The sequence below is a fragment of the Jiangella ureilytica genome (assembly GCF_004348545.1).
Classification (GTDB): Bacteria; Actinomycetota; Actinomycetes; order Jiangellales; family Jiangellaceae; genus Jiangella; species Jiangella ureilytica.
Genome location: NZ_SMKL01000036.1, coordinates 42,084 through 62,850, shown reverse-complemented (window position 1 = coordinate 62,850; position 20,767 = coordinate 42,084). Strand labels below are relative to the sequence as shown.

The following is a 20,767-nucleotide window of genomic DNA, read 5'->3' as shown; positions in this document are numbered from 1 at the left end:
GGGCGGACGGGTGGGGCGATGGAGGGTCATCGTCGCCTCTCCGGCCCGGTCAGAGCGGCTCGTAGCCGTCGCGGCCGGGGCCTCGGTCGTGGGCTGGCGGGGGCTCGGTGCGCTCCGCCGGCACCGGACCCGACGCCGGTTCCGACGCCGGATCGGGCGCCGATTCCAGCGGCGGCTCGGGGTCGTGCGGTCCCTGCATGGGTCCTCCGGGTCTCGGCGCGCATCGGTGTCAGCGAGTGTCGAACGGCACGATCCGGTTGTCTCCCGGCAAATGACCTAAAGAATGGCCGCGAGGCGTCAGCGCTCGGTGTCGGCCCCGACCAGCCCGGCCTCGACCGCCAGCACCGCCAGCGCGGTCCGCGAGGTCACGCCGAGCTTGCGCATGGCCGAGTTGAGCTGCGCCGCCACCGTCTTCGGCGAGCGCGACACGGCCCGGGCGATCTCGCGGTTCGTCCGCCCGGTGACGACCAGCCGGACCACCTCGAGCTCGCGCGGCGAGAGCTCGTCGCCGTAGCCGCGGCGGCCGCGCCGGGCCGGGACGGCGCCGGGCGCGACGGCCCCGTGCAGCTCCAGCGTGCGGGCCACGCGGTCGGAGTCGGATCGGGCGCCCAGCTGGGCCAGCCGCCGGTGGGTGCGGGCGAGGAGCGCGACGCCGTCGTCGGTCCGGCCCGCGGCGATCAGGTGGCCCGCTCCGGTCTCGTGGGCAAGCAGCTCCTCGTACCGGCGCGGCAGGCTCGACCAGCGCGCGGCGGCGGCCGCGGCGAGCTGGGCGGCGCCGAGGTGGTCGCCGTCGGCGGCGGCGAGTGCCGCCCGGCACGACTCCAGCGCGGCGGCGGGCGCCGGGGCGTCGCGCCCGTCCAGCCCGCGCTGGAACGCCGCCACGAAGGCGGCCGCGGTGTCCCGTCGCCCCGACGCCAGCAGCGCCTGGACCCGGACCGGCGCGAGCTCGGCCGCCCAGACCCACGTGCCGGAGGTGCGCACCGTCGTCGTCGCCGCGTCGGTCAGCTCGAGCGCGGCGTCGGGGCGGCCGGCCGCGAGCTCGCGCCGGGCCAGGACGGCGGCGGGGATCAGCGGAATGGCGGCGACGCTGTCGGGCCGGACCCGCTCGAGCAGCCCGCGCAGCTCCCGCTCCGCGCCCTGCCGGTCGGTCACCACGCCGAGCAGCGCGGTCACCAGCAGGGCACCCTGCTTCGCGTTCGGCTCCACGTCGTCGTCGGCGGCCAGTGCGGCAGCCCGCTCGGCCAGGCCGTGCCAGCGCCCGGACAGCCAGTCCGCCAGGACCATGAGCTCCTGGACCGTCGCGGTGAGCCGGGCGAACCGCGCCGACTCGGCCAGCTCCAGCGCGCGGTCCAGGTGCCGGCGTGCCGTCGCGTCGCGGCCCCACAGCAGCGCGGCGTAGCCGACGTTGGCGTGGCCGCGGGCGAGCTGGCAGCGGCCCTCGGTGGTCGGCATGTCGCGGGGCAGCCGGGTCACCACCTCCCAGCCGTCCGGCTCGCCGAGCACCAGCAGGGCGGCGGCGCGGTCGGCCGTGAGCGACAGCCGGTCCAGGTCCGACGGCAGCCCGGCGGCGGCCCGCTCCGCGCGCTCCAGCCAGCCCCGGTACTCCGCCGCCGGCCGCGGACCGGGCAGCGGGTACCCGAGCAGTGTCATGGCGACGGCGGCCTCGGCCGGCTGGTGCGCCAGCTCCGGGACCGCGCGCTCCAGCTCGGCGCGGCCCGCCTCGAACTCGCCGGACTGCAGCAGCAGCCGGCCGAGCGGGATCCGCAGCTCCGCCTGCGACGACGGCGCCAGGCCGGCGCCGTCGAGCACCTCGCGCAGCACCGCGATGACCCGCGCGTGCACGGCGTCGACCGACTCGCGGCGCGCGCTCGCGGCCGAGGCGAGCTTCGTGGCCAGCCGGGCCAGCTCCGGCGCCGCGAGCCCGCCGGCGGTGACCAGCGGCTCCAACACGGCCACCGCCGTCGTGTGGTCGTCCGACGCGACGGCGGCGTCGGCGGCCCGCTCGGCGTAGCGGGCCCAGCGCGGCACGTCGCCCGCCGTGCGGAAGTGCCGGGTGAGCTGCATGAGCGGCGGCGGGCGCAGCCGCTCCAGCGCGCGCCCGGCGTCCTCGTGCAGCCGGCGCCGCTCGACGCCGGCGATGGCGTCGTACACCGCCCGGCCCACGAGGACGTGCCGGAAGACCGGGCGCCCGCGCGGATCCTCGCCGAGCAGGCCGGAGCGCGCTGCCTCGATCAGCGCCGCCCTGGCCCGCGGACCGGACAGGCCGGCCGTCGTCGCGAGCACGTCGTCGCCGGCCGGCTCGGCCAGGACGGCGGCCGCGTCGAGGACCCGTCGCGCGTCGGCGCCGAGCCGCTGCACCCGCTCGAGCACGGAGTCGCGCACGGTCGGCGGCACGCTCAGCTCGGCGAGGCTGCGCCGCACCCACTCGCCGTCGCGCCGGATCACGTCGTCGCGCTGGCTGAGCAGGCGCACCGACTCCTCGACCGCCAGCGGCAGCCCGTCGGTGCGGTCGTGCAGGAAGGCGGCGAACGCCTCGGACACGGGCTCGCCGCCCAGCATCGACGAGACCAGCCCGGCCGTGGCGGCGACGTCGAGCAGGCCGAGCGTGATGCGGACCTGTGCGAGACCCGCCCGCGAGCGCGAGGTGAGACGGCGCAGCAGCGAGCCGGCCGGCACGTCGTCGGGGCGGTAGGTCAGGACGACGCCGATGTCGCGCACCGGCCGGTCCGACAGCAGGAACAGCAGGAACTCCAGCGTGGCGTCGTCGGCCCAGTGGACGTCCTCGAGCACGAGCAGCTCCACGCCGGAGCGGTCGACCAGCTCGGCCAGGGCGCGGAACATCCGGTGTCGCGAGGCGCCGGGGTCGGTCAGCGGCTCCGGCGCCGGCGGGAGGTCGCCGGCCCACTCGGGGAACAGCGGCCGCAGGGCGCCCGCGAGCGGGCTCAGCCGCCGGCCGGCGACGGCGGTGCGTGCCGAGCGGAGGGCGTCGACCACCGGGCCGAGGGTCAGCGACTCGCGGAACGGCGGGCAGGTGGCGACCACGGCGTGCCGGCGCCGTCCGGCCGGCCCGGCGAGGCACTCCTGCACCAGCCGGCTCTTGCCCACCCCGGCCTCGCCCTCGACCAGGACCAGCGCGGGTCCGCCGGACAGAGCCCGCGCCAGCTCCGCCGACTCGCGCTCGCGCCCGACCAGCGCCGGGGACGAGACGGTCTCGGGCTGGACCACGACGCACCCCCTCGCTGCGCATCGGGCTGGCGGGTCCCAGGAGCCTACCCAAGCGGTCAACGCTGCCCGGCCGGGAATCGGGTATCCACCTGCCATGGGCAGCGGCTGGAGCGGCCACGAGTACACGCTGGTGGGCCGACGGTGGATGCATGCGGCTGTCCGTGGGCCGGCCTCGGCCCGCGAGGTGGTCTGCGTGCCCGGGCTGGGCGTGTCGCATCGCTACTACCTGCGGCTCGGGCGGGCGCTGGACCCGGGCGCCCGGACGGTGGCCGTCGACCTGCCGGGCTTCGGGCGAAGCGCCGGACCGGCCCGTGCCCTCGACGTCCGCGGGCTGTCGCGGTCGCTGGCCTCGTGGCTGCGCTCGACGGGGCGCTCGGGTGCGCCGCTGGTGGCCAACTCGGCCGGGTGCCAGGTGGTCGTCGACCTCGCGGCGCACGCGCCCGAGCTGCTCGGGCCCGTGGTGCTGATCGGGCCGACGATGGACCGCGCGGCCCGCCACCCGCTGCGCCAGGTCGCGCGGCTGCTCGCCGACACGGCGTACGAGCGGCCGGACGTGTGGCTGCTGATCGCCCGCGACTACCTGCAGTGCGGCCTGCGCCGTCCCGCGGCCACGTTCGCCCACCTGCTGGCCGACCCGGTCGAGCGCAAACTCGGCGACGTCCCCGTCGAGGCGGTGGTGGTGCGCGGCCGGCACGACCCGATCGCCCCGCGCGCTTGGACCGCCGCCCTGGCCGCGGGCCTGCCGCACGGCTGCCACGTCGAGATCCCCGCCGCCGGCCACGTGACCCACCACCGCCGGCCGGAGGCGGTCGCGGCCGTGATCGGCGAGCTGCTGCGGACGCGGGCGGGCTAGGCTGACCGGAATCGGTGGGGCGGACGAACAGCGGGTGGCCGGCGGCGGGAGGATCGGTGGCAGGTCAGGACGCCGATGCCGCTGCGCCCTGCCCGGCCTTCATCGGGCGCGAACGCGAGCTGTCCGCCGTCACGTCCGCGCTGGCCAGACCGGGTCAGCCGGCGTTCGTCCTCGTCGAGGGCGAGGCCGGCATCGGCAAGACCCGGCTGGTGCAGGAGGCGTTGCTCGCCCTCGATCCCGCCACCACTCTGGTCGCCGCCTGCCCGCCCCTGGCCGAGCCGTTCCCGCTGGGGCCGCTGGTCGACGCGCTGCACCGGCTGCCCGTCGACGGCGTCGAGCTGAGTCCGCTCGCCGGTGCGCTGCGGCCGCTGTTCCCGGAGTGGGCGGCGCACCTGCCGCCGGCGCTCGAACCGCTCGAGGATCCCAGCTCCACCCGGCACCGGCTGTTCCGGGCGCTGGCCGAGCTGGTCGAGCGGTCCGGCATCGAGGTGCTGGTGCTCGAGGACGCCCACTGGGCCGACGCCGCGACGCTGGAGTTCCTGCCGCTGCTGCTCGCGTCGGCAGGGCGCGAGCTCAGCCTGGTCGTCACCTACCGCGCCACCGACGTCCCGGCCGCGTCGCCGCTGCTGCGGCTGACGGCGCGCCCGCCGGCGGGGCTGCGCCGGCTGGAGCTGGCGCTCGAGCCGCTCACCGTCGGCGAGACCACCGCGCTGGTCGCGTCGATGTTCGCCACCGACGACATCTCCGCGGAGTTCGTCACGTTCCTGCACCGGCGCACCGAGGGCGTGCCGCTCGCGCTCGAGGAGAGCCTGTCGCTGCTGCGCGACCGCGGCGACATCGTCCGGCGCGGCGGCGAGTGGTCCCGGCGCGCTCTCGACGACCTGCAGGTGCCCCCGACGGTGCGCGACTCCGTCCTCGAACGGGTCGACCGGCTGCCGTCGCCGGCCCGGCGGATCCTCGAGGCCGCGGCGGTCCTCGCCGAGCCGGCCGACGGCGTCGTGCTCGCGCGGGTCGCGGGGCTGGGCGACGACGACGCGCGCGCCGGTCTCGCCGGGGCGCTGACGTCGGGGCTGCTGCGTGAGGCCGCGCCCGGGCGGTTCGTGTGCCGGCACGTGCTGGCGTCGCGCGCCATCGAGGAGGCGCTGCCGGTGTCCGAGCGGCGGCTGCTGCACGGCCAGGCGGCCGCCGCCCTGCAGGAGCTGCCGACGCCGCCCGTGCTGCGGCTGAGCCGGCACTTCCGCGAGGCCGGCGACGTCGCCGCGTGGAGCCGGCACGCCGAGGCCGCCGCCGACCTCGCACTCGAGGCCGGCGAGGACCGCGCCGCCGTCGTCCTGCTCACCGATCTGCTCACGGCCGCCGAGCACGATCCCGAGCACGAGCCGGAGCGCGAGGCGCGGCTGGCGCACAAGCTCGGCCAGGCCGCCACCTGGGGCGTCGCCGCGCTCGGCGAGCTGGCGCTGGCCGTCACGACGACCCTGGCCGCCGCGCTGGACCGGCTCGACCGGCCGGACCTGCCGGCCGACCGGCGCGGCGAGCTGCGGCTGCTGCTCGGCCGCCTCTGGCTGCAGCTGGGCGACTTCGACACGGGCATCGAGCAGGTCGAGGCCGCGGCCGGCGAACTGGCCGGGCGGCCCGAGCTGGCCGTGCGAGCGATGATCTCGCTGGCCCACCCGCGCGGGCAGGTCTGGCCGGTCACCCGGCACCGCGAGTGGCTCGACCGCGCGACAGCGCTGTTCCCGCAGGTCTCGGCCGAGGAACGGACCTGGCTCGCGGTCGATCGCGCCAGCGCGCTGCTGATGATGGGCGAGGCCGAGGGCTGGACGGCGGCGCGGGAGCTCGACGTCGCCACCGACAGCCTGTTCGAGCGCCGCCAGCTCGGCCGCTGCCGCATGAACGTCGGCCATACCGCGATCGGCTGGGGTCGCGACGCCGTCGCCCGGCGGCAGCTGGACGGCGCCGTCGAGCTGCTCGACGCCACGGGCTACCAGCGGCTGATGAACTCCGCGCTCATCACGCGAGCCAACCTCGACTGGCACGGCGGCGGCTGGGACGGGCTGGCCGCGCAGGTCACCGAGCTGGCCGGATCCGCCGACACGCTGCCCGAGGCGCTGCTCGAGGCGCGGATGATCCTCGGCCTGCTCGACCTCGCCGCCGGCCGCCGCGACGACGCCGCCGACCAGTTCCGGGTGGTCCTGGCCGAGTCCGTGCGGCGCGGCCTGGTCGATGTGCAGACCGGCCCGGCCGGCGCGCTGGGCCGGCTGTTCCTGGCCGACGACGCCGTCGACGACGCGCTGCGGGTCACCGAGCCGGCCATGGCGATGGTGGTCCGCAAGGGCATCTGGCTGTTCGCCACGGAGCTGGCGCCCGTGCACGCCGACGCGCTGGTGCGGTCCGGCCGGGCGGGCGAGGCGGCCGAACTGGCCGAGCGGTTCGCGGCCGGGCTGGGCGACCGCGCGGCGCCCGCGCCCCAGGCCGCGCTGCTGGTCTGCCGCGGCATCGTGGCCGGCGCGTCCCGCGACGACGGCGACCGCTCACGTGCCGCCGAGCTGTTCGGGGGCGCCGCGGCCGCATGGGCCGAGCTGCCCCGTCCCTACCAGGAGCTGCTCGCGCTCGAACGGCAGGGACTCGCGCTGCTGCCGGACGGTGCCGCGCTCGAGCTGCTCGGCACGGTGCAACGGCGGCTGCGCGATCTCGGCGCTCGCTGGGACGCCGACCGCGTCGCCCAGGTGCTGCGCTCGCACGGCGTCGACGTCGCGCGGGCCTGGCGGGGCGGGCGCCGCGGGTACGGCGACCAGCTCTCCCCGCGCGAGCTCGAGGTCGCCCTGCTGGTCGCTCAGGGCCGGACCAACCGGCAGGTCGCCGAGGCGCTCTTCCTGTCGCCGCGCACCGTCGACCGGCACCTCAGCGCCGCCATGCGCAAGCTCGGGGTGTCGTCGCGGACGGCGCTTGCGGTGGCGGTCTCGACCGACGCCGCAATGGACGATCCGGCATTGAATGGGTGATCCACCCACTCGCGAACCGGGCACCGCTGACCGACCGTGGCCTCATGCAGGACACCGAACCGTCCGGCCCCGCCGAGACCGGCCCGGAGGCCGCGCCCGACACCGTCCCTGCCGAGCCCGAACCGGCCGACGGCGAGCACTGGGAGCCGCTCTGACGCCGTCCGCCCGCGCATAAATGGGTGATTCGCCCAATCGCAACGGCCGGCGCCGTACGGGACGGTGAACGCACGGCGATCCCCCGCCGCGGAACCCCGCCGCCCGCCAACCCCGTCGGGCGGCGGGGCCGCGGCCCCGAGGAGACGAGGTCCCATGCCCCGCACGATCCTGTCCTGGCATCGCGCCCGCACCCGGCTGCTCGCCCCGATCGCCGCGACCGCCCTGCTGGCAGGGGCGGGAGCCGCGACGGCGCCGGCTGCGACCGGTGCGGCGCACGGCGCTGCGCCCGCCACAGCCACCGGGTCGGCCGCGACCGGCCACACGTACCAGCTCACCCTGTTGACCGGCGACGTCGTGGGCCTGCACGTCGCGCCCGACGGGCGGCAGGCGGCGTGGGCGCAGACGAACGCCACCGCCCGCCCGCCCCGGTTCGTCGAGCGCGACGGCCACGTGCTGGCGCTGCCGGACGAGGCCGTGCGCTACGTGCAGGACGGCGTGCTGGACGAGCGGCTGTTCGACCTCACCCACCTCGCCGAGTCCGGCTACCACGACCTCGCCCGCGACGACCTGCCGCTGCTGGTGTCGGCGCCGGACGGTCCCGGGATCCGCAGCGTGCCCGAGGCGCCCTCGGGCACCCGGGCCGAACGCGCGCTCGCCAGCATCGGCGCGCTCGCGGTGAGCGCGGCCAAGGACGACGTCCGCTCGGTGTGGGACGCCGTCGTGTCCGGCGAGGTCGGCCGGGTCTGGCTGAACGGCCGGGTCGGTGTCGCGCTGGACGAGAGCGTGCCGCAGATCGGCGCACCGGAGGCGTGGGAGCAGGGCCTCGACGGCACCGGCAGCACCGTCGCCGTCCTCGACACCGGCTGGGACCCCACCCACCCGGACCTCGCGGGCCAGGTGGCCGCGGCACACAACTTCACCGAGGACATCGACCCGGAGGGACAGACCGCCGTCGACGGCCAGGGCCACGGCACGCACGTCGCCGCGACGGTCGCCGGCACCGGGGCCGCGTCGGACGGCACCCACCGCGGCGTCGCGCCGGGCGCGGACCTGCTGATCGGCAAGGTGCTCGACGACAGCGGCTCCGGCTACGAGGACTGGATCATCGCCGGCATGGAGTGGGCGGTCGCGCAGGGCGCCGACGTCGTCAGCATGAGCCTGGGCACCGACTGGGCCAGCGACGGCACCGACGCCATGAGCCTGGCCGTCGACCGGCTCAGCGCCGAGTCCGACGCGCTGTTCGTCGTCGCCGCGGGCAACATGGGCCCGGCCGAGGGCACCGTCGGCTCGCCCGGCGCGGCCACCTCGGCGCTCACCGTCGGTGCCGTCGACAAGCAGGACCGGGCGGCCGGGTTCTCGTCGCGCGGCCCGCGGGTGGGCGACGGCGCCGTCAAGCCGGAGATCGTCGCGCCGGGCGTCGGCATCGTGGCGGCCCGGGCGGCCGGCACCGCCCTGGGCAACCTGCTGGACGAGCACTACACGTCGCTGAACGGCACCTCGATGGCCACGCCGCACGTCGCCGGCGCGGCCGCGATCCTGGCCCAGCAGCACCCGGACTGGGACGACCAGCAGCTGAAGCAGCGGCTGGTCTCGTCCAGCCTGCCGCTCGACGACGAGCCGGTGACGTTCCGCGGCGCGGGCCGTCTCGACGTCGCCGCCGCGGTGGGCGAGACGGTCGCCGTCGACCAGGGGGTCGTCGACTTCGGGCACCTGGCCGCGGACGCACCCGCGGTCAGCCGCACGCTGACGTACCACAACCCGACCGACCGGCGGGTCACGCTGCGCATCAGCGCCGAGGTCACGCGGCCCGGCGCCGGGCCCGGCCGGCCGGCGATGCGCGTGCGCAACCCCGTCCTGAGCATCCCGCCCGGCGGCAGCGCCGGCACCCGCGTCGAGGTGTCCGCCGAGGCCAGCACCGGCGGCAGCTACAGCGGGCAGATCGTCGCCCAGGACCCGCGCGACCGCGACACCGTCATCCACAGCGTCACGACGTTCACGATCCAGCGGCCGGTGCATGAGGTCACCGTCACGGCGACCGGCCGAGACGGCGCCCCGGCGACCGGCCCGGTCGACCTGTGGAACATCGAGACCGGTGAATGGGTGCGCCGGTTCATGAGCAGGGGCACCGTCACCGCCGAGGTGCCCGAGGGCGACTACACCGTGGTGACGGCCATCGAGGCCGAAGGCCCCGACCTCGCCGCCGACAGCGTCGTGCTCGCAGCGGAGCCCGAGGTCCGCGTCGACGGCGACCTCGCCCTGACCTATGACGGGCGCGACGGCGAGCCGGTCGAGGTGGTGACCCCACGCGACGGCGCGGACAACGGGTTCGACGTGATCTGGGAGCGCCGGGTCGGCGAGCAGTCGATCCGCGAGACCGTCGCCCAGAGCTGGGGCGGCACCGAGCTGTACACGATCGAGTCCGGTCCCGTCCGCACCGGCACGTTCGAGCTGACGACGACGTGGCTGCGCACCCAGCCGCTGCTCGAGGTCAGCCTGCACGGTGAGGACCTGCCGGCGCCGTTGCCCGCCACCCCGTCGGGCCCGTACACCGGCTCGGCGACGCTGCCGGTGGCCGACGCCGGCACCGGCACGGCAGCCGAGTTCGCCGCCGTCGACGCCCAGGGCGCGATCGTGCTGGTCACTCGACGCGGGGACGGCGCCGACACCACGGAGCAGCTGCAGCTGGCGGCCGCGGCCGGCGCGGCACTCGTGGTGCTGGTGGACAGCGGGCCCGGGCCGTGGCTGCCGTCGTTCTGGACCGCACCGCTGCCCGCCTACGCCGTCGACCGCGAGCTGGGCGCCCGGCTGCGCGCCGAGCTCGCCGCCGATCCCGGGCTGGAGCTCGACGTCACCGGCCGCAGCGACGCCGAGTACGCCTACCATCTCGTCTACACCGAGGACGGCCTCCCGGGCGGTGTCACGTACCAGGCGGACCACGCCGAGCTGGCCACCGTCGAGTCGGAGTACCGGCAGGTCTCGGAGCGCCAGGGCACGCGCGAGGGCTGGATCCCGTTCACCGGCAGCGCCAGCTTCGGCACGACGCTGGGCCTGCAACGCAACGGTCCGGTGCACCGCACCGAGTACCTGACCGCCGACGGCGTCGAGTGGCAGCGGTTCGGCCAGCCGCACCAGGAGTTCCTCAACATGTACTGGACGTGGTCGGCCATCGAGCCGTACACGGCCGGCAGCACCAGCGAGCAGCTCTGGTGGGGCCCCCTGACCGCCCCGGGCATGCCGGCGCTCACCGGCTCCGAGGAGTACGGCCTGCCCGCCGCCCGGTTCCGCGACGCCATCCGCGTATCACTCCCGCAGTACCTCTACGGCCCGTCGACCTACGGGTTCATCCAGGAGCAGATGGGTGACACGTCGGAGCTGGTGCTGCGCCGCGACGGCGTCGAGGTGGGCCGCGCGGCATGGTCGGAGGCGCAGTTCACCGTGCCGGGCGCCCCGGGGGACTTCGAGCTGTCACTCACGACGACGCGAGGCCCGGGCAACTTCTCGGACCTGTCGACGCGCACGGAGACGACCTGGGGCTTCCGGTCCGCGCGGCCCGAGGGAGACCGCGAAGTGCTGCCGCTGATCCAGCTGGCCTACGACCTGGAGGCCGGGCTGTACAACGAGGTCGCCGCCGCGGTGGCCTACCCGCTGGAGATCCGGCCCACCTATCCGGCGGGTGTCGCCGGGCCGGGCGGGTTCACCGCGACCGCCGAGGTGTCGTTCGACGACGGCGCCAGCTGGCGGCCGGTGCCGGTGACGGCGTCGGGCGATCTGCTGACGGCGCAGGTCCCGGCCGCCGACGGCGGGTTCGCGTCGCTCCGGGTGACCGTCACCGATGCCGGCGGCAGTACCGTCCGCCAGGAGATCGACCGGGCCTGGCGGGTCGGCGCGGCGTAGCCGCCGCTCCTGGCCGTGCCCGGCAGTGGGGTGTGCCGATCCCTCCCAGGCCCCCATTGCCGGGCACTGTCACGTGTGCCGTCGGGTCGGCTGCGCCCGCGGGTCGCCGGCGGGTGAGGTGTCAGTTCGTGGTGATCCGCAGGCTCATGCCCATGTGGCCGTCCTCGAGCTGCATCGACAGCCCGATGGCCTGCAGCGCCTCGATGGACTGCGTCTCGGCCTCGGTGAGGTTGCCGCCGGCGGCCGCGAGGACGTGCTCCTCGACGGCGTCGAAATCGACGTACAGGACGGCGTCGGCGTCGGTGCCGCCGCTGACCGCCGTCCGGTAGGCGTCGGTGTCGGCCAGGCCGCCGCCTTCGAGCAGCTGCGCCGCGTAGTCCTCGGAGGTGGCCAGGACGTAGCCGTCGTCGGTGGTCTGCAGCGGCAGGTCGTCGAGCGGCATGCCGTAGTCGGCCGCCAGGCCCTGCACCTTCTCCCACAGCTCGGCGAAGGCCTCGGGGTCGGTGACCACGCGTGCGCCGGCGTCGATGCTGGAGAAGTCGCCGTACTGGGCCAGCGCCTCGATGTCGACGTCGCTCGCGTCGACGGCGACGACGAGGTTCTCGCCGAACAGGGTGGCGAGGTCGTCGGGGAACACCAGGCCGGTCTGCTCCTCGAGCTGCGCCATCATCTCCTCGCCGTCGGGCAGCGACTCGACGCCCGCCGCCCAGCCGTCGCGGATGTAGTCGCTGGTGTGGCTGCTGCCCAGGAAGAGCGTGGTGGAGTCGGGCACGTCGGCCGCCACGCCGCCGCCGTCGACCGCCTGGTAGGCGCTGCCGGTGACGACGGAGGCCAGCTCGGCGTACCGATCGTCGAAGCGGACCGACATGGCGACGCCGCGGTACTGCGAGTCGATGAGGCCGCGCGCCGCGTCGATCGAGGACTGGCCGTTGCCGGACGCGCCGGCGCCGATGCCGAAGGCGCTGGCCGAGCCGTCGAACGCGTCGAACATCGCGGTGCCGGAGAACCATGCCGACGCGATGCCCTGCTCGCCGAGCAGGTCCATGGCCTCGATGAACTCGGCGTTGTCGGCCAGCGAGGAATCCGCCGCGGCGGCCGCGTAGGCGTCGGCGTTCTCCTGGGTGTCGGTGAGCAGCAGGTAGCCGTCGGCGTAGGCGCGCCCGATGGCGCCGGCCTCGTCGCCGGATCCGCCGCAGCTCAGGATGCGGTCCATGGCGGCCGTCGCGTTCTCCTGGTCGCCGGCCTGCAGCGCGACGACGTAGCCGGGCTCGCTGCTGTCGCCCGACGGCGGGAGCATGGCGGCGCCGACGCGCTCGCCCACCCACGGCTCGACGTCGGTGGCGAAGTCGATGTCGCAGCCGGTGGCCGACGCGAACTCGTCGATGAACAGCTCGCGCAGGTCGACGTTCTCGTCGGTGATGCCGGTGGCCTCGCTCAACAGCGGGAACTTCTGCAGCAGCCGGAACGCCTCGATCTTCTGCCCGGCGGACGGGTCGAGGTCGAGGCGGACGTAGCCGATGGCGTCGGCCGGCAGGACCTCGTGCGGCTGCGTGCCGCCGCCGTCGAGCGCCTGCCAGGCGAACACCGCGCCGGACCCCGCCACCAGGACGGCCGCCGCGATGCCGCCGGTGAGCAGGCCCCGGCGCTTGCGCGCCACGATGGCCGGCCCGTCCTCGGCGTCGTCGAGGTAGGCGAGCGGCCGTGTGGGGTCGGCGGACGGGGTGGCGTCGAAGGGCGCAGGGCCGGATGGCGGAGGCGGGACCGGGCCCGGTTCCTGCCCGTCCGGACCCGTGGGCGAGCCTGGGTACGACATGCCGACCTCCGCGTTTCCCCCGGTGAGATGCCGGACTCATGCCGACGGCGCCAGGGTAGCGGAAAGTCCGGATTGATGCCTTGTGTCAACGTGTCGACCGGGTGGCCGGCCGATGGCCGTCAGGTGGACCGCAGCTCGGGGAGCACCTCGTCGCGGTAGAAGCGGAAGAAGCCGTCCTGGTCCGGCCCGATCTGGTTCACGTACACCTCGTCGAAGCCGGCGTCGACGTACTGCGTCAGGAAGTCGCGATGGGTGCCGGCGTCCGGCCCGGCCGCGACGGAGCCGGCCAGGGTTTCGCGCGTGACCAGGGACGACGCCTGCATGAAGTGCTCAGGAGTGCGCAGCACCTGGGCGAGCTCGCCGGGCAGTCCCTGATTCGGCCAGCGGCGCAGCACGATGTCGAGGCCCTCGTCCGCACTGGGTGCGAAGCACACCTTGGCACCGGCCTGCTTCGGCTTGCCGGCGCCGCCCGCCGCCTCGAAGCGCTTCGCGGTCTCGGCATCGGGTGAGGTGGAGATGAAGCCGTCGGCGATGCGGCCGGCGAGGTCGGCGGCCTCCGGCCCGAACGCCGACATGTAGATCTTCGGCGGCTCGTCCGGGAGCGTGTAGAGCCGGGCGTGCTCCACGTCGTAGTGCGGCCCGCGGTGGGTGACCACCTCGCCCGTCCACAGCGCGCGCATGATCTCGACCGCCTCCTCGAGCATGTCGAGCCGCTGCTCGGCCAGCGGCCATGGCGCCCCCGTGACCTGCTCGTTCAGCGCCTCGCCGCTGCCGACGCCGAGAGTGAACCGGCCCGGCATCAGCGCGGCCGTGGTGGCCGCGGCCTGCGCGACGATCGCCGGATGGATCCGCACGGTCGGGCAGGTGACGGCGGTCGTGACGGGCAGCGAGGTCTCGAAGGCCAGTGCACCGAGCACCGTCCACACGAACGGCGCGTTGCCCTGCTCGTCGGTCCACGGGTGGAAGTGGTCGGAGATCCAGAGGGCGTCGAACCCGGCCTCCTCGGCCAGCGTCGCCTGCCGGATCAGCTCGCCGGGGTCCCAGTCCTCGGTGGAGAGGAAGTATCCGTAGCGCGTCATGGCTCGCCCATACCCACGACTCGCGTCCAGCATCGCCACAGGCGAACATGAGAACCGTTGTGCCAATGCTCCCGGGTCTCGTACGCACCACTTCTGAACAGTAGACTCGTCCCACGAACCTGACTCGCCCCGTTGTGGGGCGTTGGAGGAGAACGATGCAGGGAAACAACCCGATCTTCAGCCGGGCTGAGGGCTTCAACGGACGGCACGCGACCTATGACGCCGCCGCGCCGAGCGCTGAAGAACTGCAGAACATGTACGCCGCTCCGTCGGCGACGCCCGTGCAGACCGGGCGTATGACCTACGACGACGTCGTCATGAAGACCGGCATCACCTTCGCGGTGCTGCTGGCAGGCGCCGTCATCGGCTGGATGAACACGGGCCTGACCTTCATCGGTCTGATCGTCGGCCTCGTGCTCGGCCTGGTCAACTCGTTCAAGCGCAACCCGTCGCCGGTCTTGATCCTGCTCTACGCCGGGTTCGAGGGGCTGTTCGTCGGAGGCATCAGCAACTTCTTCGAGAACACCGCCATCTCGGGCCGCCCGCTCGACGGCATCGTCGCGCAGGCCGTGCTCGGCACGCTGGGCGTCTTCGCCGCGACGCTGCTGGTCTACCGCAGCGGCCGCATCCGGGTGACGCCGAAGTTCCAGCGCGGCGTCATGATCGCCCTGGTCGGTTACGCGATCTTCAGCCTGGTCAACCTGCTGTTCATGTGGTTCGGCTCGTCCGACACCGCCTTCGGATTCCGCGACGGCTGGTTCGGCGTGCTGATCGGCCTGTTCGCGGTCGGCCTGGCGTCGTTCTGCCTGATCCTCGACTTCGACTTCATCGACAAGGGCGTCAAGGCCGGGCTGCCGGCCAAGTTCGCCTGGACGGCGGCGTTCGGTCTCACCGTCACGCTGGTCTGGCTCTACATCGAGATCCTGCGGCTGCTCGCCATCCTGCGTGGTGAATGAGCGCCCGTACGTAGTACCCGACGCACACGCGAGCGGCCCGCCCCTGCGGCAAGGGGGCGGGCCGCTCGCGTTGGTGTCCGTCCGGCCGACGGGCCGGGGCCGCGTTCGGGCGCGGACGGACGTCGGTGGGCGTCCGTCTCAGGAACGCTGAAGGACGCTGCTCAGCCGAAGTTGCGGGCAGCGCGGCGCAGGTCGGCCTCGTGCACGATGGCCGTCGCATGGCCGTGCGCCAGGCCGTGCTCGTCGCGGAGCCATCTCACGCGGTCGTCGAACCTCAGGAAGGACGGTCCGGCCTCGAGGGCCTCGAACCACTCCGGGAGTTCTCGTCCGGTGACGCTGGGAACCCGGGCGAGGAGGTTGCGATGGGTTTCGTCGGAGTGGTTCAGGCTCATGGCTGCCTCCGAGGGCGATAGAGGTCTCCGTACATTCGACTGTGCCGCAGGACTCCCCTCGACACAACCCCTTCGGGCAAGACCATCGCCGGAACGGACCCGCTGTTGATCAGCAACGATGCAGGTCGGGCCCCTGCGGGACGTCAGCCGAGGCGCTCGAGGATGATCGCCATGCCCTGACCGCCGCCGACGCACATGGTCTCGAGCCCCAGGCTGGCGTCGCGGGTCTGCAGACCGTTGACCAGTGTCGTCATGATGCGCGCGCCGGTGGAGCCGAACGGGTGGCCGAGCGCGATGGCGCCGCCGTGCACGTTGAGCTTGTCGTAGTCGATGCCGAGCTGCCGCGCGCTGGGGACCACCTGGGCGGCGAACGCCTCGTTGATCTCGACCAGGTCGATGTCGTCGATCGTCAGGCCGGCCCGGGCCAGCGCCCGCCGCGAGGCCTCGACGGGGCCGAGCCCCATGATCTCCGGCGAGAGCGCTGACGCCGCCGTGGCGACGATGCGGGCCAACGGCGTCAGTCCGAGCTCGCGGGCCCGGGTGTCGGACATGATGACGACCGCCGCGGCGCCGTCGTTGAGCGGCGTGCAGTTGCCCGCCGTGACCGTGCCGCCGGGCCGGAACACGGGGTCGAGCGCCGTCAGCTTCTCCAGCGTGGTGCCCGGCCGCGGGCTGTCGTCGATGTCGACGACCTGACCGTCGGGCCGGGTGACGGGTGTGATCTCGCGGGCGAAGAAGCCGTCCTTGATCGCCCGCTCGGCGCGCGACTGCGACAGCAGCGCGAACTCGTCCTGGTCGGCACGGGTGACGCCGACGGCGGTGGCGACGTTCTCGGCGGTCTGGCCCATCTGGATGTAGATGTCCGGCAGGTGCCCGTCCTCGCGCGGGTCGTGCCAGGTGTCGTTGGTCTCGGCGTACCGGGCGGTCCGCGCCCGGGCCTCGCCGAACACCGGGTTCTGGGTGTCGACCGGATCGACGCCGGCGCCGCCGAACCCGGCGTAGCGCGACACGCACTCGACGCCGGCCGACACGAACACGTCGCCCTCGCCGGCCCTGATCGCGTGGAACGCCATGCGCGCCGTCTGCACCGACGAGGCGCAGAACCGGTTGACGGTCGCCGCCGGGACGCCGTCGAGCCCGAGCTGGACGGCGATGCGGCGGGCGACGTTGCCGCCCTGCTCGTCGCGCGGCTCCGCACACCCGACGTAGAGGTCGTCGATGGTGGTGGGGTCGAGGGCCGGGATCTGGTCGAGCGCCGCCCTGATGGTCGCGACGGCGAGGTCGTCGGGTCGCACGTCGACCAGCGATCCCTTGAACGCGCGCCCGATGGGCGACCGCGCGGTGGCGACGATGACTGCCTCGGGCATGGCGGGCTCCTTCGGCCGTGGTTACTCGTGGGTAACTCCAGGATACCCGTCGGCTGTCGGTGCTCGCGCGTCAGGTGGCCACCCACCCTGACGGGCGGGCACCCCACCCTGACGGGCGGGAACCGCACTCTCACGGGCGGGAACCCGCCGCCGTCCCGCCGTCAGACCCGCTCGGGCGCGTCGGGGAGGGGCCGCCGGCGGCGGTGGCGGAGCTGGACCCAGCGGCCGCGCGGACCGCGGGCCCGGCCGCCCACCGTCGCGGCCGCGACCTCGGTGCCGGCGTGGTCGGCGGCGGCGACCGCGGCGATCGAGATGGGCAGGACGCTGTCGCCGCGGACCATCTCGGGGGAGTCCTCGCCGGGCGCCCACAGGCCGAGCGCCCCGATCAGCGACGGCAGCGCGGCGGCGGCCGCGTGCGCGTAGCCGGCCGACGACGGGTGGAACTGGTCCTCGCTGAACAGCTCGCCGGGGGCGGCGGCGAACTCGGGCCCGAGGATCGAGCCGAGCGACACCGTCCGGCCGCCGGCCTCGACGACCACGAGGGTCTGGGCGGCGGCCAGCTGGCGGCTGGCGCGCCGGGCCAGCCAGCGCAGCGGCGGCCGGATGGGGCGGATGGTGCCGAGGTCGGGGCACGTGCCGACGACCACCTGGCACCCGGCGTCGCGCAGCCGGCGCACCGCCTGGTCGAGCAGCGCGACGGAGTCGGTGAGCTTGATCTGGTGGGTGATGTCGTTCACCCCGATGATCAGCAGCGCGACCTCGGGCTCGGCCACCAGCGCCTTGTCGAGCTGGTCGGCGAGGTCGGTGGTCTGCGCGCCGACCTGCGCGACGGTGGTGAGGACGACCGGCCGATGCGCGATCTCGGCCAGCCCGGCGGCGAGCAGCGCGCCGATGGTCTCCTCCGGCGTGTCGACGCCGTAGCTCGCCGCGGCGGAGTCGCCGATGACGACGAAGGAGAGCGGCGGGCCGTCGCCGCCGCCGTACACGCCGTCGGGGTCGGGCGGGCCGCCGAGCGGGCGGCCGGTGATGGTGCGCCGGGCCAGCTTCGCCTGCAGCCGGAGCAGCCCGTAGCCGGCGGCGCCGAGCAGGCTGAGCCCGCCACCCCCGTACGCGGCGGCCGCGGCGAGACGTCGTGCCGTCCGAGCGCTGACCATGCCGACCACGGTTCGACTCTAGCGAACCCTCGAGCGATCCTCTGGCAGTCCAGGGGGCTCGGCTAATGTCATCAACGTGGAGTACTACGAGAACGTCCTCGACCTCATCGGCGACACCCCGCTGGTCAAGCTGGGCGCCGTCGCCGCCGGGCTGCCGGCCACCGTCCTGGCCAAGGTCGAGTACCTCAACCCGGGCGGCTCGGTGAAGGACCGCATCGCCACGCGGATGATCGAGGACGCCGAGAAGGCCGGGCTCATCGGCCCCGGCGGCACCATCGTCGAGCCCACGAGCGGCAACACCGGGGTCGGCCTCGCCCTGGTCGCGCAGCGCAAGGGCTACCGCTGCATCTTCGTCTGCCCCGACAAGGTGAGCGAGGACAAGCGCAACGTCCTCAAGGCCTACGGCGCCGAGGTCGTCGTGTGCCCCACGGCGGTCGCGCCCGAGGACCCCGACTCGTACTACTCCGTCTCCGACCGCCTGGTCCGCGAGACCCCGGGCGCCTGGAAGCCCGACCAGTACTCCAACCCGGCCAACCCGCGCTCGCACTACGAGACCACCGGCCCGGAGCTGTGGAAGCAGACCGACGGGCGCATCACGCATTTCGTGGCGGGCATCGGCACCGGCGGCACCATCAGCGGCGTCGGCCGCTATCTCAAAGAGGTGTCCGGCGGAAAGGTGCAGGTCATCGGCGCCGACCCCGAGGGCTCGGTGTACTCCGGCGGCACCGGCCGGCCGTACCTCGTCGAGGGCGTGGGAGAGGACTTCTGGCCCACCACGTACGACACCGAGGTCTGCGACGAGATCATCGCGGCGTCCGACAAGGACTCCTTCGACATGACCCGGCGGCTGGCCCGCGAAGAGGGCCTGCTGGTCGGCGGCTCCTGCGGGCTGGCCGTCGTGGCGGCGCTGCGGGTGGCCGAGCGGGCCGGCCCCGACGACGTCGTCGTGGTGCTGCTGCCCGACGGCGGCCGCGGCTACCTCTCCAAGGTCTTCGACGACGCCTGGATGACGTCGTACGGCTTGCTGCCGCCGGTCGAGGGCGTCACCGTCGGCGACGTCCTGCGCGGCAAGTCCGGCGAGATGCCGGCGCTCGTCCACACCCACCCCGGCGAGAGCGTCGCCGACGCCGTCCACATCCTGCGCGAGTACAACGTGTCGCAGATGCCGGTCGTGCGGGCCGAGCCGCCGGTCATGGCGGCCGAGGTGGCCGGCGCCGTTGTCGAGCGCGACCTCCTCGACGCGCTGTTCACCGGCGCCGCGCACCTGACCGACCGGGTCGAGCAGCACATGTCGAAGCCGCTGCCCATGGTCGGCGCCGGCGAGGCCGTCAGCGCCGCCGTCGACGCCCTGCGCTCGGCCGACGCGCTCCTCGTGGTCGACGACGGCAAGCCGGTGGGCGTGCTGACCCGCACCGACCTCCTCGGCTACGTCGCGACGACCTGACACGCAGACCCGGCGGCGCTCAGACGATGAGCCCGCCGGTGACGCGGAGGTTCTGGCCGGTGATCCAGCGCGAGTCGGGCCCGGCCAGGAACGCCACCACGTCGGCGATGTCGGCGGGCCGACCCAGCCGTCGCAGCGCGGTGACCGACGCCGTCCACTCCAGTGCCTCGGGAGGGTTGGTGGAGCGGAGCAGTGCGGTGTCGACGGCGCCGGGCGAGACGGTGTTGACGGTGATGCGCCGCGGTCCGAACTCCCGCGCCGCGACGGCCGTGAACCGCTCGAGCGCGGCCTTGCTGGCGGTGTAGAGCGCGCCGCCGGGACCCGGAACGACGGTGTTGAGCGTGGAGATGTTCACGATGCGGCCGTCGTCGCGCATGGTTCGGCCGGCGTACTGCATGGCGAAGAACGGCGCCTTCGCGTTGATCGTCATGACGCGGTCGAAGTCGTCCTCCGTCACGTCGTCGATGGCCCGCGGCTCGCTGGCGGCGGCGTTGTTGACCAGGATGTCGAGGCCGCCGAGCCGCTCGGCCGCGGTGTCGAGCAGGGCGCGAACGGCGTCGAGGTCGCCCTGGTCGGCGCGGACGGCGTGAGCGGTCCCGCCCGCCCCGCGGACGGCGGCGACGACGGCACCGGCGGCCTCCTCGTCGTGGCGATAACTGAACAGGACACGGGCACCGTCACGGGCCAGCCGCTCGACGATGGCACGGCCGATGCCGCGCGACCCGCCGGTGACCAGAGCGGCCTTCGCGCGCAGCGGCATCAGGTCTCGTCCAGCACCATGGCGGTGGCGCCGCGGATCTCGACCACGCCGACCGTGTCGCCCGCCTCGAAGGTGGAGCGGCCGTCGTAGCTGCGCGCCGACCAGGTCTCGCCGGCCAGCTTGATGAGGCCGCCGTGGCCGTCGACGCGCTCGATGACGACGCCGTTCTGCCCGACCAGCGCGGCTGCTCCGAACGACGACGGCGTGGGCTTGAGCAATCGTTTCTTCGCGATGGGCCGCACGACGCCGAGCAGGGCGACGCTGACAACGACGGCCACCAGCAGCTGCACCAGGAACTCCGCGCCCAGGCCGGCGGCGACCGCGCCGCTGGCCGCGCCGATGGCCAGCATGAGGAAGAAGAAGTCGAGCGTCGTGAGTTCGATCGTCCCCAGGATGAGGGCGGTGCCGGCCCACGCCAGCACCCACGCGTGCTCGCTGAACCAGTCCCACATCGACTGCATGGCCGCAGTTTATTGATAACCGCCGCATTTGTGTCTATTGCAGCGATGGCGCGGTGTCGCGGGACCAGTCGCGGACGAATCGGGACATTGCCCCGCGAGCCGCCGGGGGACCGAGAAATTCCTGGTGAGAACCGTGATGTCGAGGTCGCGACGGGGACCGCTTCCGGTACCGTTCGCGGCGGTTCCGGGGTAGGGCGAAATCGGGTGGGGG

14 protein-coding genes are annotated in these 20,767 nt (G+C 74.5%); 5 read left to right on the top strand and 9 right to left on the bottom strand.

Annotated elements, in window-relative coordinates:
* Nucleotides 1-49: 49 nt before the first annotated feature.
* Both E1212_RS29525 and E1212_RS16815 read right to left on the bottom strand, forming a co-directional pair.
* Nucleotides 50-199 (bottom strand): hypothetical protein, encoded by a 150-nt coding sequence (locus tag E1212_RS29525; RefSeq protein WP_162605517.1) that lies wholly within the window; start codon nucleotides 197-199, stop codon nucleotides 50-52.
* A gap of 98 nt (nucleotides 200-297) precedes the next feature.
* Nucleotides 298-3,225 carry a helix-turn-helix transcriptional regulator gene (locus tag E1212_RS16815; RefSeq protein WP_203416931.1) on the bottom strand — a complete coding sequence of 976 codons (2,928 nt, stop codon included), beginning with the start codon at nucleotides 3,223-3,225 and terminating at the stop codon, nucleotides 298-300.
* A gap of 94 nt (nucleotides 3,226-3,319) precedes the next feature.
* On the opposite strand from E1212_RS16815, the gene E1212_RS16810 reads away from it, so the two are divergent.
* From E1212_RS16810 to E1212_RS29520, 3 genes are all read left to right on the top strand, one after another.
* A complete protein-coding gene (locus E1212_RS16810; protein ID WP_131984474.1) occupies nucleotides 3,320-4,078 on the top strand; it encodes an alpha/beta fold hydrolase in 759 nt (252 codons plus the stop codon).
* Nucleotides 4,079-4,134: 56 nt separating this feature from the next.
* Nucleotides 4,135-7,080 (top strand): helix-turn-helix transcriptional regulator, encoded by a 2,946-nt coding sequence (locus tag E1212_RS16805; protein ID WP_162605516.1) that lies wholly within the window; start codon nucleotides 4,135-4,137, stop codon nucleotides 7,078-7,080.
* A 309-nt stretch (nucleotides 7,081-7,389) separates the two neighbouring features.
* Nucleotides 7,390-11,130, top strand: a complete 3,741-nt coding sequence (locus E1212_RS29520; protein ID WP_162605515.1) for a S8 family serine peptidase — start codon at nucleotides 7,390-7,392, stop codon at nucleotides 11,128-11,130.
* 121 nt (nucleotides 11,131-11,251) lie between these two features.
* Here the strand turns inward: E1212_RS29520 and E1212_RS16790 are convergent, their stop codons facing one another.
* The gene (locus E1212_RS16790; RefSeq protein WP_131984470.1) at nucleotides 11,252-12,943 is read right to left on the bottom strand and encodes a DUF3352 domain-containing protein; all 1,692 of its coding nucleotides are present in this window, start codon (nucleotides 12,941-12,943) and stop codon (nucleotides 11,252-11,254) included.
* A 119-nt stretch (nucleotides 12,944-13,062) separates the two neighbouring features.
* Complete coding sequence (locus tag E1212_RS16785; protein ID WP_131984468.1) at nucleotides 13,063-14,022, bottom strand: TIGR03557 family F420-dependent LLM class oxidoreductase; 960 nt, start codon at nucleotides 14,020-14,022, stop codon at nucleotides 13,063-13,065.
* A gap of 155 nt (nucleotides 14,023-14,177) precedes the next feature.
* Between E1212_RS16785 and E1212_RS16780 the strand changes: the two genes are divergently transcribed.
* Nucleotides 14,178-14,978, top strand: coding sequence for a Bax inhibitor-1/YccA family protein (locus E1212_RS16780; RefSeq protein WP_131984466.1), 801 nt, complete (start codon nucleotides 14,178-14,180; stop codon nucleotides 14,976-14,978).
* Nucleotides 14,979-15,139: 161 nt separating this feature from the next.
* Here the strand turns inward: E1212_RS16780 and E1212_RS16775 are convergent, their stop codons facing one another.
* From E1212_RS16775 to E1212_RS16765, 3 genes are all read right to left on the bottom strand, one after another.
* Entirely contained in the window at nucleotides 15,140-15,370 is a 231-nt protein-coding gene (locus E1212_RS16775; RefSeq protein WP_131984464.1) for a DUF4287 domain-containing protein, read from the bottom strand.
* 143 nt (nucleotides 15,371-15,513) lie between these two features.
* Nucleotides 15,514-16,737, bottom strand: coding sequence for an acetyl-CoA C-acetyltransferase (locus E1212_RS16770; RefSeq protein ID WP_131984462.1), 1,224 nt, complete (start codon nucleotides 16,735-16,737; stop codon nucleotides 15,514-15,516).
* 161 nt (nucleotides 16,738-16,898) lie between these two features.
* Nucleotides 16,899-17,891, bottom strand: a complete 993-nt coding sequence (locus E1212_RS16765; RefSeq protein ID WP_131984486.1) for an SGNH/GDSL hydrolase family protein — start codon at nucleotides 17,889-17,891, stop codon at nucleotides 16,899-16,901.
* Nucleotides 17,892-17,967: 76 nt separating this feature from the next.
* Between E1212_RS16765 and E1212_RS16760 the strand changes: the two genes are divergently transcribed.
* Nucleotides 17,968-19,335, top strand: coding sequence for a cystathionine beta-synthase (locus E1212_RS16760; RefSeq protein WP_131984460.1), 1,368 nt, complete (start codon nucleotides 17,968-17,970; stop codon nucleotides 19,333-19,335).
* 19 nt (nucleotides 19,336-19,354) lie between these two features.
* On the opposite strand, the gene E1212_RS16755 is transcribed toward E1212_RS16760, so the two are convergent.
* Entirely contained in the window at nucleotides 19,355-20,095 is a 741-nt protein-coding gene (locus E1212_RS16755) for an SDR family NAD(P)-dependent oxidoreductase (protein ID WP_131984458.1), read from the bottom strand.
* Nucleotides 20,095-20,556 carry an NfeD family protein gene (locus tag E1212_RS16750; protein ID WP_203416929.1) on the bottom strand — a complete coding sequence of 154 codons (462 nt, stop codon included), beginning with the start codon at nucleotides 20,554-20,556 and terminating at the stop codon, nucleotides 20,095-20,097. The genes E1212_RS16755 and E1212_RS16750 overlap by 1 nt, the downstream gene beginning before the upstream one ends.
* Nucleotides 20,557-20,767 lie beyond the last annotated feature (211 nt).

Excerpts from the sequence above, each read along its gene's own strand:
- E1212_RS29525 (WP_162605517.1), bottom strand. The coding sequence starts at position 199 with ATGCAGGGACCGCACGACCCCGAGCCGCCGCTGGAATCGGCGCCCGAT.
- E1212_RS16810 (WP_131984474.1), top strand. The coding sequence starts at position 3,320 with ATGGGCAGCGGCTGGAGCGGCCACGAGTACACGCTGGTGGGCCGACGG.
- E1212_RS29520 (WP_162605515.1), top strand. The coding sequence starts at position 7,390 with ATGCCCCGCACGATCCTGTCCTGGCATCGCGCCCGCACCCGGCTGCTC.
- E1212_RS16790 (WP_131984470.1), bottom strand. The coding sequence starts at position 12,943 with ATGTCGTACCCAGGCTCGCCCACGGGTCCGGACGGGCAGGAACCGGGC.
- E1212_RS16785 (WP_131984468.1), bottom strand. The coding sequence starts at position 14,022 with ATGACGCGCTACGGATACTTCCTCTCCACCGAGGACTGGGACCCCGGC.
- E1212_RS16780 (WP_131984466.1), top strand. The coding sequence starts at position 14,178 with ATGCAGGGAAACAACCCGATCTTCAGCCGGGCTGAGGGCTTCAACGGA.
- E1212_RS16775 (WP_131984464.1), bottom strand. The coding sequence starts at position 15,370 with ATGAGCCTGAACCACTCCGACGAAACCCATCGCAACCTCCTCGCCCGG.
- E1212_RS16770 (WP_131984462.1), bottom strand. The coding sequence starts at position 16,737 with ATGCCCGAGGCAGTCATCGTCGCCACCGCGCGGTCGCCCATCGGGCGC.
- E1212_RS16765 (WP_131984486.1), bottom strand. The coding sequence starts at position 17,891 with ATGGTCAGCGCTCGGACGGCACGACGTCTCGCCGCGGCCGCCGCGTAC.
- E1212_RS16755 (WP_131984458.1), bottom strand. The coding sequence starts at position 20,095 with ATGCCGCTGCGCGCGAAGGCCGCTCTGGTCACCGGCGGGTCGCGCGGC.
- E1212_RS16750 (WP_203416929.1), bottom strand. The coding sequence starts at position 20,556 with ATGCAGTCGATGTGGGACTGGTTCAGCGAGCACGCGTGGGTGCTGGCG.